This is a genomic window from Terribacillus saccharophilus, from assembly GCF_046592595.1.
GTDB classification, from domain to species: domain Bacteria; phylum Bacillota; class Bacilli; order Bacillales; family Amphibacillaceae; genus Terribacillus; species Terribacillus saccharophilus_C.
In genome coordinates, this window is the sequence record NZ_JAWVPF010000004.1 from 212,811 (window position 1) to 224,677 (window position 11,867).

The window sequence follows — 11,867 nt, forward strand, 5'->3', positions numbered from 1 at the left end:
TTCCCAGACCCGCCGCTTGCTAAACGGTTTTTCAGTCCATAAAGGAAATTTAACTCCAACCTTAATAAGTTGGGACAGCCTAGCATACGTTATACAAAGGAGGTAGGGACGTTGGAATTTCCTATGATCATGACGAACTTCTGGGATGCCGTGCTTGGTGTACCCATCGTTCTTATTTTTACGCAAATCGTAAAGCACCTGCTGCCGCTTCCCGGCAAGTATACGCCTACGATTGCCTTACTGAGCGGTTTGATTTTATCTATCTTTTTCAGCCATCCCCACAATCTGATTGCAGCAATCTTCATGGGCTATTTTTATGGCTATGCTGCTATTGGAAGCTATGCAGCCATAAGAACTACCCTTCGCGCCTATCGGAAAGACAAGCATGATTATCGTTAACAAGACGAACGCCGCTCAGGCGTTCTTTTATATTCCGTAAACGGCTTGGAGAATCGTCTGTTTTACTTGCGCGAATGCTTCTGCATCATAAGCCCTCGGGTAGCTCATAAGCTGCAAAGGCAGAGGTGTTTCTCCCTGCCGTAAAGGCGGCTGCTCGTAAGGGAATTCGTGCAGATGGAACCCCAGCTTTTCATAGAAGCGCACGCGACGGGCAGCATTTTCTTCCCTGTCTGGCGGCTCCACCTCGAGAATTATTGGTTTATCTGAGCCGGTCAAGACTTCCTTCATGATTTTACTGCCCATTCCTTGTCCCCGAAAATCTTCATTGACTGCAATATGCTCAATAAATGCTAGTTCCGGCAATGTATAAATCGCACAAAACGCCGCTAGTTTACCTTGTTTTTCATATATGTGTATGTGATAATCTTCCCTCTCAAGCAAAGCTTTTTGATCCGCATAGCTTCGATATTCCTCAGGAGGGAAAGCATTTTTCATCAATTCATAAATTACATTGAAGTCCTGCATTCTAAAACGTCCTTTTTCTATTAGTATACATGAAAAAAAGCGTCAGCCGCAGCTGACGCTTTTTTTCTCCTTTAGGACACCACTTCGGAAATACCTTTCACTACTGCAAAAAACGTCACCCAAAGCGGAATGCTCAAGCCTGTACCATATAATAATCCTACGAAAAAATTATTCTCATTTTTCTTCATTACTGTCCACTCCTTCTTTTTTGAGGATGCAGAACTTGCTTATATACATTTTATAATGAAAGCGTTTACATGGTAAAGGATTTTCTTATGCCAAATTTCTGCACCATACGCTTTCTTACTTCAAGCTTTCCCATATACAGGCGATTATAAACGCCTCTTCCAAGGAACAGGACCTTTGCATGATATAGACCGGACAAATGACCGTTAAACTCCCAAACATATTTTGACACTATTTTGAGAAACTAAACCTTATACGGAAGGAGGAATACTGATGTCTAAATCCAAGCAAGAAACCGCAAATGAAGTAGCTGAAAAGATGTACGATGCAAAAGATTATAGCTACTCAGATCTTATTGATAAGGGAACTGCCCTTACACATGAACAAGTTACAGATACTTACACCGAAGGAACCATTGATGGGAAGATCGATAATGTAAAAAAAGATGGATCTCTTAAAAATGGAGAAGGAATAGAGATCCCCCGAGAAGGATTTTAAACGAAAAGGGACAGCCCGATTGAGCTGTCCCTTTTTCCCTATTGCCTTCGGACATCTTTTGTCCGTTGGTGGAACCATTCATAAAAACGGTTCGCTTCACTTGCTGGAATATCTTTGATCTTATTGTGTATTACCGGTTTTGCCCGATTGACGGATTCGATCGTTGCTAAATGGAGCCAGCGCTGCAGAGGATTCTGATTCCTGGCAATCTCGATCATTTTATTTCTTTTTGTCACAAACAGTGTTGTTGTGAATGCTCCCATTTTTATCTGGAAGAATTTCTCGCTGATCAAATAGCTTGTATGTTTGAAATTCAAGTAACGATACATTTCGATCAAGATAAGCAGCACAAGAGACACAATCCACCACTTTATTTCGTAGCCTAACAATTCCGGACGCCAGAAGTACAAGGTAATGGTTACTCCGAGCCAAATAATACTTGGCTGGAGCAGCCTATAAATCAGTACTTTTTGCTCCAGCTTCTCCATCGAAAGCTGTACCTGATACTCCGGTAAAACCTCTGTAATCATAGCCTGTGCCTGTTTTAGCGAAAAATATGGATATAGCGAGTTGATCGTTTCCGTCTCCTCACTAATATCCAGTGAACCTGTACTAATCAGCTTCACTTTCGCTAATCCTAACAATCGATGTAATATTGGCTGCGTGATCTCGATACCTTGTACGCGATCTTTTCGAATGGAAAAGGCTGACTCACTTAAAAGTCCCGTCTGGATATAAATGTGCGTATCATCGGATGCAAGCTCATAATTGCCGTACTTCTGCACGACTCGCCACATCCCGACTAGCAGGGACACCACAACTATTCCAATAACCCCAAGCGTCGTAATCCACCAGATTTTCAATAGCGGTAAATACTGACGCAATTCGCTCCAATCAAAGAAAATATCAAATTTCAGAACGAAGGATATCAACAGCGGTACAACGAGTATGAAACTTAAGGAAGTGAATGAGGCTCTGATAAGTTCTTTCTTTGTTGGCTTAAAGTGGATCGTTTTCTTCTCAGTACGGGGAACACTCTGTTCAGATACCGTATTTTCATCTTCCAGATCCTCTTCGCTGATCACTGTGTCCTTTATCGGAGCTTGCTCCTGTACATTTCCTTTTGTCAGCTGCTCTAAACGAGAGGCTTCTTCTTTGGTTAGGACCTCGAATTCTACAGCTTTCTCCTTAGAGCCTGTTTCGAATTTAATCGCAGTCAATCGAAGCAAGCGATGCAGAAGATTTGTGTGCTTCGTTACATTTTGGATTTTGTCATAGGGAACAGTTCGACTTGATTTTGAAAAGATGCCGCTGTACAGATGGAATGCTCGCTCATCGGCTATGTATTTCTCTGTAAACCATCTTAAAATACTACTGGCTATGGAAAGCACAATCATTCCCAGAATGAAGTATTTTGCATATGTCCCCCAACCATCTGTGTTATTGAAAAAGATAGTGATAATAAGAGGGAAAATCCAATTCCTAACTGTTTTTGCGATACCAAAGAGCAGGTTAGCTGGATGATAACGTCTTTTCTCCATCAGTCATCCTCTTCCTTTGCCTTGCTATATGCCGCAATTTCATCTCTTAATGCATAGGCTTCTTTATCAGGCAATGCCGGGATGCTGTATTCACCAGCCATTGTTTCGATCTCCACTGCCCGAAGTTTGTATCTTCTTAGAAGCGGTCCTTGCTTCGTTTCAACAGATTGGATTTTTGTCACTGGTATAAGCTGATCTTTTTGGAACCAAGCACCTTGCCTCAGCTGTACATATTCCTCGTCTATATCATAGCGCCAGTTACGGTGGTCGATGACTGTCGCGAAATAGCCTATAATCCCAAATGGAATGGAAATGATCAGCAGAGCGAGAAGCACGAGCCCGATCCAAGCTGGCCAATCAAAAATATAGTCCAATCCAAATAGGACAGCAAAAATCAGCAGTACGACTACATCAAAAATTACATCCCCTATCAATCCGACGCGCAAGGATTCTTTCGGCAGTTTATGCTGGGGTTCTTTTACTTGAGTTTGCATCTGTTTCCTCCCTTTTCTCTCTCTAATTCTATTACGTACAGCGACATAAATAAGTTCCAAAATTGTACTAAGGAGATAGTACACCACTGTTAAAAGGTAATCAATATGATTTTGGAAAAATATTCTTAAGATTTTCTTAAGACAAAAGAGTGAAGAAGAAGTTTCTACCACAGATGAACATCTCACCTACAAAAAAATGGACCCGATAAAACCGGGTCCATTCTTTTTATTTTGCAGGCTCAGGATTTACCTGACCGCTCCTATCTTGTTTTTCGATTTTCCTTACAGCATCACTGCTAGTATCGACACGTTTTACAAACAGAGCCAGCACCAATGCCACAATATTAATCGCTAGTGCTACATAGAAGGAAGCGTGGATACCTGCCAACAATGCTTTCTGCGTCATTAGCGCAGTAGTTGCTTCTGTTAAAGTGGCTGGGTCCACTCCCGCCATCAAGCTTTCACCTTCATTTTTCGTTACAGTGTTCATGATCGTTACAAGGATAGCTGTACCGATTGAACCAGATACCTGCTGAGCCGTGTTGTTAACAGCTGTACCATGCGGGTTCAGGACAGTTGGGAGCTGGTTCAGACCATTTGTCATGATTGGCATCATTACCATCGACATACCGAACATCCGCAATGTGTAGATGAAGATGATATAGGCATAGCTGGAATCCAGCTGTAAGTGTGCAAGCATATAAGTAGAAACAGCTGTTATAGCCAATCCGACCACTGCCAAAATACGCGGACCGAATTTATCGAACAATCGGCCGGTAATCGGCGACATCACACCCATGATAATAGCACCTGGAAGCATCATCAATCCGGAATCCAATGGGGAAATTCCGCGTACATTCTGAACGTATGCTGGTGTCAAAATCATACCGGAGAACATTGCCACAGCATTCACGACAGAGATAACGGAAGAAAGTGCAAACATCGGATGTTTGTAAACTCGTAAATCCAACAATGGTTTCTCCATTCGCAACTGACGCATAACAAAGATAACCAAAGCAATTGCACCGACAATCAAAGTTGTAAGGACAATTGGATCTGTCCATCCGTCAGAGCTTGCGGAACTGAATCCGTAAAGCAAACCACCGAAACCGATGGAAGAAAGCACGACAGATAGATAATCCAGTGTAGCTTCTGTATTTTGCTGCATAACATTTTTGAGCTTCCAGACAGCAAGCAACAGACTGATCACTGCCAATGGAAGAATCATTTCAAACAATAGACGCCAGTCATAGTACTCTACGATATAACCTGACAAAGTAGGTCCGATAGCTGGTGCCGTAATCATAACAAGACCGAAGATACCCATAGCAGTACCGCGTTTTTCACGTGGGAAACTAACAAGCATAATGTTCATAAGCAAAGGTCCCATAACAGAAGATCCTGCCGCTTGAACCATCCGTCCAGTAAGCAAAAGGCCGAAGTTTGGCGCGAAGGCTGCCAAGGCAGTACCTAAAGTAAAGATAACCATTGCTGTTATGAACAGCATACGGTTGGAAAATCTAGTAACTAAAAATGCGGAAGCTGGAATCAGCACCCCGCTGACCAGCATATAACCGGTCGCAAGCCATTGTACTGTTGAATAATCCTTGATATCCAAGTCAACCATGATAGATGGCAAGGCAACATTCAGCAAAGAGTTATTCAAGAAGGAGACAAATGCTCCGACGAATAAAATAGCCAGCATCAAATATGGTACTTTTCTAGGTTGTGTTGCTTCGGTGTTCAAATTTCTATCTCCCTTTATTCAATTTTAGTGCTGTAAAAGCGGTCGTTTGCAGAGTGTTGCGTTGATTCCTTGCTTTTGCAATGTCTCAACTAGCTTCTTCATCAAATCATCGCTTTTTTTGATTACAGTGCTGTACATCAGTCGACCTCTTTTCTTTGCAGTCCTTTTTTTATCAAGCTAATTTGTGCTTCATAATTGAAAATGGCTTCTTCATCCGTAAGATCATGCACGAATACCTGTACAAGATTATGAAAAGTAATAGCTCCGACAATTCGAATGACATGGGTCAGCTCCTGTTTATCTGCGATGTTCAGATAAGAGGTATCCACCATTTCAAGTGTTTGAGAACGCTCATTCTTTAAGCTTTCTTTATATATGTTATTTGCCATAGTATTTTCTTTCCTATGGTTCATATTCAGAAAAGCATACCGAAGGAAGTCATTATGCTCTTCATGATGACGCAAAGATATCATATATCGGAACTGCTCCACCAAGGCTTCAAATAAGTTCCCTTTCTTTTCCTGAAGAATTGAATTCAGCTTTTTATTATTCTCCTGCGCTACCTGATTCAGCAAATAATAATAGAGGTCTTCTTTATCCTCAAAATACTGATAAAAGCTGCCTCTCGGTATTCCGGCATCTTTAATGATGTTTGCGATAGACGCTTCATGCAGAGGGACACGGGAGAATTCCTTTTTAGCTGATTGGATCAATGTATTTTGTTTATCTTCCGGTAAAGAAAGAAAGGTTTGCTTCGGCATTTCTTCCCTCCTGCCTAAACATATGACACTGTGTCACAATTGATGATAACTTGATTATATGTGACACAGTGTCACATGTCAAGACTATTCTGCTAGTTATTACCATACTAAGAGAAGCGGATTGCCCGATGGACAATCCGCTTCCCTTCTTTCATAAATCAAGGCAGGTTATTTCCTGCTGTTCGATACAATTTGTACCACTCTTCCCTAGTCAGCTGTATATCCTGTGCCTTACAGATAGACTGGATCCGCTCGGGGTTCATAGAACCAATGACCGCTTGGATAGATGCAGGATGGCGCAATATCCAGGCAATCGCAATCGCTGACTTGCTCACAGCATACTTATCAGCCAGTTCCTGCAAGCTTGCGTTAACTTCCGGGAAGTCTGGGTTGTCGACGAATACACCCTGAATCATTCCGAATTGGAATGGGGACCAAGCCTGTACCGTCATCTTATTAAGCTGACTATACGGAAGTAAACCGCCATCGCGCACGACTGATTCCCTATTCTGCATGTTTACATTCAAACCGGCGTCAATTAGAGGCGTATGCATCAGACTGAATTGCAGCTGATTGATAATCAAGTCATCTTTCATATATTGCTTCAACAGTTCAATTTGGTGCGGATGATGGTTGCTGACACCGAAGTATCTTACTTTTCCGCTTTCCTTCAGCTCTTGGAAAGCCTCGGCCACTTCTTCCGGCTCCATCAGCGCATCTGGACGATGCAGCAGCAAAATATCGAGATAATCAGTCTGCAGCCTATTGAGGATTCCATCCACGCTGGACTGAATATGTTCCTTCGAAAAATCAAAATATCCTTTGCGAATTCCGCATTTGGACTGCAGAATCACATCTTCACGCTTCACTGTACTTTCTTTGAGTGCAGCAGTGAAGACTTCCTCTGACGCACCTGCGCCATAAATATCAGCATGATCGAATAGGTTGATGCCCGCCTCACTGCTTGTTTCAATTACTTTCACAGCTTCCTGCGTCTTCAGATCATTCATACGCATACAGCCAAGGGCGATCGGGGCGGTGTTCAATTCACTTGTACCTAGCTTCATCGTTATCTCTCCCTTTTGTCTTTTACTGCAATACTTGCTTCAATCGTTCCAAAGCCCATTCCAGCTCATCTTCGCTAATGATTAAAGGTGGAGCAATACGGATTACAGTCTCATGCGTCTCTTTGCAAAGCACACCGAGCTCTTTCAGTTTTTCGCAATAAGGTCTTGCCGGCTCCGTCAATTCAATACCGACAAACAACCCTCTGCCTCTGATTTCCTTGATCTTATCTGACGTCAGCTGCTGCAGCTGTTCCTGGAGATAGGTTCCGAGACGCTGAGACCTGGCAGCAAGATTTTCTTCTTCGAGCACATCCAGCGCTGCAATCGAGACAGCACAAGCTAACGGATTACCCCCGAATGTGGAACCGTGTGAGCCAGGGTTGAAGACTCCCAACACATCTTTATTGCCTGCCACACAAGAAATCGGGAATACACCGCCGCCTAATGCCTTGCCAAGGATGAACAAATCAGGAGTGACATCTTCCCATTCACAAGCAAAGCGCTTGCCCGTACGTCCTAATCCTACTTGAATCTCATCTGCGATAAATAAGACATTCTCTTGCTTACATAATTCCGATGCTGCTTTGAGATACCCTTCTGGCGGAATAATAATACCAGCCTCCCCTTGGATCGGTTCCAGTATGAAGGCAGCGGTGTTTGGCGTGATCGCTGCCTTCAGAGCTTCCAGGTCACCATATGGGATAACGTTAATTCCCGGGATCATCGGGCCGAAGCCGCGGCGGTATTCCGCATCTGAAGATAAAGAGACAGCAGTCATCGTCCGGCCATGAAAGTTGCCGCTGCACACAATGACTTCTGCTTGTTCGTCTGCGATTCCCTTCACATCATATCCCCAGCGTCTAGCTGCCTTAAAAGCAGTCTCCACAGCTTCAGCACCAGTGTTCATCGGCAGAATCATGTCCTTACCCGTTAAAGCCGCAACTTTTTCATACCATAATCCTAGCTGATCATTATGGAAAGCACGGGATGTGAGCGTAACCTTCTGTGCCTGCTTGATTAGTGCTTCGATTATCTTCGGATGCCGATGCCCCTGATTCACGGCTGAATAAGCACTAAGCATATCCATGTATCGCTTGCCATCGGTATCCTCCACCCATACTCCTTCCGCCTTCGAGATAACGATTGGAAGCGGATGATAGTTATTTGCTCCGTATTGCTCTGTCAATTGCATCAAATCCTGTGCATCTGTAGCCTTCATCCCAACTGCCCCTTTCCAGGTTCATTTGGCGCCCATGATACAGCGCAATCACTCTGCTTTTATTCTAACAAAGTAATAACACTATGTAAGCGCTATATCAGAAATAAAAAAATGAATCGTCTTCCGTTAAGAATTACGATTCATAGATTGGCATTATACCGAAGCGCTGAAGAACAAAAAATGCATATTGCAGTAAAAAACCTCCTAATAAAACAGTCAGCACCGTACCCGGTCCAATAGGTCCAGCAAGCAAAAAAGCAGATATAAGGCAGACCGCATACAAAAATGTCCTGGCAACAGCTACACTTGTATGCAGCTTATCGATTAATACAAGCATAAGCCGATCAATCGGAATAGGGGCGAACTTTGTATGCAGGTACAATGCTGTTCCTGCCGCAAGCAGCAGCTGTGCAGCAAGGAACAAACCCGCTCGGCTGATCATCGACTCCAGATGCATTCCTGACAGCAGAAATAACCATCCATCGAGAAAAAGACCGGTTGCGAATGCGGTCAGCAATCCAGCTATTTCAGGTGCGGTACGAGTAAGCAGGGAATTTACCATAATAAAAATACCCGCAAGGATGATTTCCCACATGCCTACTGTCATCCCTGCACTTTCAGCTAGTCCAACAAGTACTGCATCGAACGGCGATGTGCCAAAATCTGCTTCTATAGTTAAAGCAATGCCAAGCGTCATCAAGAGAAGACCTGAAAAAAAGAGTAATCCTCTAATCCTCATTTTCCTGTTTCTCCATAATAAGATGAGGAATCCCATCCTCATCGAATTCATCTGAAACGCCTTTATATCCAAGCTTTTCATAAAATCCTTTTGCTTGGACTTGCGCATGGAGTTTGTATTTCTTTGTATCTGTCTGTCTCGCTATTTCTTCAAGACTTGAAATGATAACACTGCCTAATCCATACTTTCGATACTGCTTCAGCATACAAATACGCTCCAATTTAGCGTATTTATCTACGTAACGAATACGGCCAGTTCCAACTGCTTCTCCTTCATGATAGACAAGGATGTGTTGGCAGCTGTCTTCTAACAAATCAAACTGATCAAACTCATCCTCTACCGGTACTCCTTGCTCCTCTACGAATACTGCTAACCTTATTGCTTTCGCTTTTTCTAAGTCATTCTTATCTTGTATCACTTTATAGGAAGCCATCCCATACCCTACCTTCATTATTAATATACCTATTTAAACAGCAATTTGTTGTAAATGCAACATAATAAAGGTAAGCACTAAGAATTATCTTCCATTTACGATTTACATTCTTTGTGAATTTTGCAGGTTTACCAACAAAAAAAGAGCCGCAATGTTACTTGCAGCTCCCTTCACCCACGTATCTCTTTTCCCTCAAGCGGCTTATTCCGGAATAAAGCATAAATCCCGAGGATGACTCCCCCGAGCAATCCAGCAATCAAATCCGTCATTGTATCTGTGTTCCCGCTTCGCTGCATCACACTTGTCACCGTCATATCTCCGATGAATTCGACACTTTCCCATATTGCACTTCCTATCGTTGCCATACCGCAGACAAACAGGAAGATGATCCACCGTGAAATATAGATGCCTGCTGGCCGCAGCACTTTATAACGATAAATGGCCAGAGCTAGCCAAGCGATATACATGCTTCCAACTACATGCAGCGTTACATCCCACCATTTATACTTATCATAAAAATGGAATATGGCACCCAAGATAAACGTACAGACAAGCAGACCGTAAAATCCGAGAATATGCGGTACTCGGAAAGGCGTACGCTGGAAGAATAGCAAGCCAAGCGGCAGTGCACTCATAATTACCCTGCCTCCGCCTTTGGTCCAGGAATTTGTATCTCCATTTTTCAGTTCTATCACAAAGGAGACAACCATAAAGCATATGAATAAAAAGCTTAAGACAATTATCGTTTTCTTCAAACCTCGTCTCTCCTTAGACTATTTTTCCATAGTCTAACCAGTTAAGGAGGATTCTAGTGAAAAAATAAAAAAGGCGATCCACCGGCCAGGTGAATCGTCCTTTTCTATTGAAGGAATTTCTCCATATCTTCATCTAAATAGACCCAGCCCTTCCAGCCGAGATGAATCGTGTCACGCATAAAATGCGGATCATATTCGTGGCCGGAATAGTCAGCATAGGCAAAACCATTATCATCAATCTGCTTTTTGATTCGATTATAATAGTCTTCCCTCCCTTGCTTCGGGAATCCTGTGTAATCGTAATATTCTCCGTTGACCGGGATGATGACAAAGAGCGGCTTAGCATCTGCTTCTTTCAGGATATCCAGCATCAGTTGGAAATCCTCGTACTCAGGAGATTCCGCATAGGAATGTCCTTTGTTTTTGCCTTCCATCTCTTTGATATGGTTCTTCTTGTGTTTATAGACCTTATCGTCGATGTGGAATCTTGAATCCTTTGTGCGTTTTTCACCGTAGGCATCCGCCAGAGCCTGCAGTTCCTCCCACGTCTTGTCCTTCACTTTACCGGACTGATGCCGATTCGAAGGTTCGTCCTTGATAAGTGTGTAATACAAATCCTTCTTCTTCAGCATGGATATGTAAGCTTTCGCTGGAGCGGCTAATAAATTGAATTTGATATCCTTATCATCCAAATACGCCTCGTAAAGCTGATAAAGCATTGTGTCATTTTTGACTGCATCATATGACATCAGCCTTTGCATCAATTTCTGCTTCACTTGCTCATCTATTTCTTTATTAAATGGCAGCTGATAGGCCTGCAGCGAGGAATAGTTCGGTGCAAAATGCTGTTCATCAGTACCGTGTTTGACGAACCACTGCGGCGAGACGATGATGACCATCTGTTTGTTCTTCAGCTCTTCCGCATGTGCTGCAAAGTTGAGATCATTGATGATGGATGTTGTTCCGCCTTTTCCTACTAAGTAAGGCGAAAAATCAGCTCCAGTTGCTTCAAAGTAATTCGATGGGTGGAACGGGTCCCAGCGTGATAACTCAGAAGATCCGTAAATTGGGACATACTCTGGATCAGCAAGCATCTCACTTTGTAAATACGTTCCCTGGAACATATTCGGTTCGAGGCTCGTTGCTGACTCTTCCAACCGATCTTCCGGTACCAGCTTTTCCAGCCAGGAAGCCGGCACAAAGACGAGACCGGCGAACAGGACCAATGCAAGAATAATCGGTCCGAATAGATACTTCTTCTTCATTATTTCAGCTCATTCAGACGATCGATAATGGCATTTGGTGTATTCCACGTATCCCGGTCGAACTCTGTTATCGGTACATTGATGCCCAGCTGTTCTTCAAATTGCACGATCAGCTCCACGGTTGCAAACGAATCCAGCAACCCTGCTTCGAAAATATCAAGATCGTGTTCCTCTTTTACAACATCATCTTCACAAACTTCTGCAATAACTTGTAGTACTTTCTCTTTAAAATCCATTA

General features: G+C 43.0%; 14 protein-coding genes. 2 read left to right on the forward strand and 12 right to left on the reverse strand.

Annotated elements, in window-relative coordinates; genetic code table 11:
• Positions 1–111 precede the first annotated feature (111 nt).
• A complete protein-coding gene (locus SFC25_RS08180; protein ID WP_411214800.1) occupies positions 112–399 on the forward strand; it encodes a hypothetical protein in 288 nt (95 codons plus the stop codon).
• A gap of 27 nt (positions 400–426) precedes the next feature.
• On the opposite strand, the gene SFC25_RS08185 is transcribed toward SFC25_RS08180, so the two are convergent.
• Positions 427–924, reverse strand: a complete 498-nt coding sequence (locus SFC25_RS08185) for a GNAT family N-acetyltransferase (protein WP_411214801.1) — start codon at positions 922–924, stop codon at positions 427–429.
• 459 nt (positions 925–1,383) lie between these two features.
• Between SFC25_RS08185 and SFC25_RS08190 the strand changes: the two genes are divergently transcribed.
• The gene (locus tag SFC25_RS08190) at positions 1,384–1,608 is read left to right on the forward strand and encodes a YozQ family protein (RefSeq protein ID WP_411214802.1); all 225 of its coding nucleotides are present in this window, start codon (positions 1,384–1,386) and stop codon (positions 1,606–1,608) included.
• Between the two features lie 38 nt (positions 1,609–1,646).
• Here the strand turns inward: SFC25_RS08190 and SFC25_RS08195 are convergent, their stop codons facing one another.
• The 11 genes from SFC25_RS08195 to dltC form a co-directional block, all read right to left on the reverse strand.
• Positions 1,647–3,149, reverse strand: a complete 1,503-nt coding sequence (locus SFC25_RS08195) for a PH domain-containing protein (protein ID WP_411214803.1) — start codon at positions 3,147–3,149, stop codon at positions 1,647–1,649.
• On the reverse strand, positions 3,149–3,643 hold the full coding sequence (locus SFC25_RS08200; protein ID WP_411214804.1) for a PH domain-containing protein: 495 nt from the start codon (positions 3,641–3,643) through the stop codon (positions 3,149–3,151). The genes SFC25_RS08195 and SFC25_RS08200 overlap by 1 nt, the downstream gene beginning before the upstream one ends.
• A gap of 226 nt (positions 3,644–3,869) precedes the next feature.
• The gene (locus SFC25_RS08205) at positions 3,870–5,348 is read right to left on the reverse strand and encodes a DHA2 family efflux MFS transporter permease subunit (protein WP_411214980.1); all 1,479 of its coding nucleotides are present in this window, start codon (positions 5,346–5,348) and stop codon (positions 3,870–3,872) included.
• A gap of 179 nt (positions 5,349–5,527) precedes the next feature.
• Complete coding sequence (locus SFC25_RS08210; RefSeq protein ID WP_411214805.1) at positions 5,528–6,151, reverse strand: TetR/AcrR family transcriptional regulator; 624 nt, start codon at positions 6,149–6,151, stop codon at positions 5,528–5,530.
• Between the two features lie 158 nt (positions 6,152–6,309).
• A complete protein-coding gene (locus SFC25_RS08215) occupies positions 6,310–7,218 on the reverse strand; it encodes an aldo/keto reductase (protein WP_411214806.1) in 909 nt (302 codons plus the stop codon).
• A 22-nt stretch (positions 7,219–7,240) separates the two neighbouring features.
• On the reverse strand, positions 7,241–8,437 hold the full coding sequence (locus SFC25_RS08220; RefSeq protein WP_411214807.1) for an ornithine--oxo-acid transaminase: 1,197 nt from the start codon (positions 8,435–8,437) through the stop codon (positions 7,241–7,243).
• A 133-nt stretch (positions 8,438–8,570) separates the two neighbouring features.
• Positions 8,571–9,176, reverse strand: coding sequence for a YczE/YyaS/YitT family protein (locus tag SFC25_RS08225; protein ID WP_411214808.1), 606 nt, complete (start codon positions 9,174–9,176; stop codon positions 8,571–8,573).
• On the reverse strand, positions 9,166–9,609 hold the full coding sequence (locus SFC25_RS08230) for a GNAT family N-acetyltransferase (RefSeq protein ID WP_411214809.1): 444 nt from the start codon (positions 9,607–9,609) through the stop codon (positions 9,166–9,168). The genes SFC25_RS08225 and SFC25_RS08230 overlap by 11 nt, the downstream gene beginning before the upstream one ends.
• Positions 9,610–9,779: 170 nt before the next feature.
• Positions 9,780–10,364 carry a DUF2238 domain-containing protein gene (locus SFC25_RS08235; RefSeq protein WP_411214810.1) on the reverse strand — a complete coding sequence of 195 codons (585 nt, stop codon included), beginning with the start codon at positions 10,362–10,364 and terminating at the stop codon, positions 9,780–9,782.
• Between the two features lie 104 nt (positions 10,365–10,468).
• Complete coding sequence (gene dltD / locus SFC25_RS08240) at positions 10,469–11,629, reverse strand: D-alanyl-lipoteichoic acid biosynthesis protein DltD (RefSeq protein WP_411214811.1); 1,161 nt, start codon at positions 11,627–11,629, stop codon at positions 10,469–10,471.
• On the reverse strand, positions 11,629–11,865 hold the full coding sequence (gene dltC, locus SFC25_RS08245; RefSeq protein ID WP_095230896.1) for a D-alanine--poly(phosphoribitol) ligase subunit DltC: 237 nt from the start codon (positions 11,863–11,865) through the stop codon (positions 11,629–11,631). Before dltC ends, dltD begins: the two co-directional genes overlap by 1 nt.
• Between the last annotated feature and the right edge of the window lie 2 nt (positions 11,866–11,867).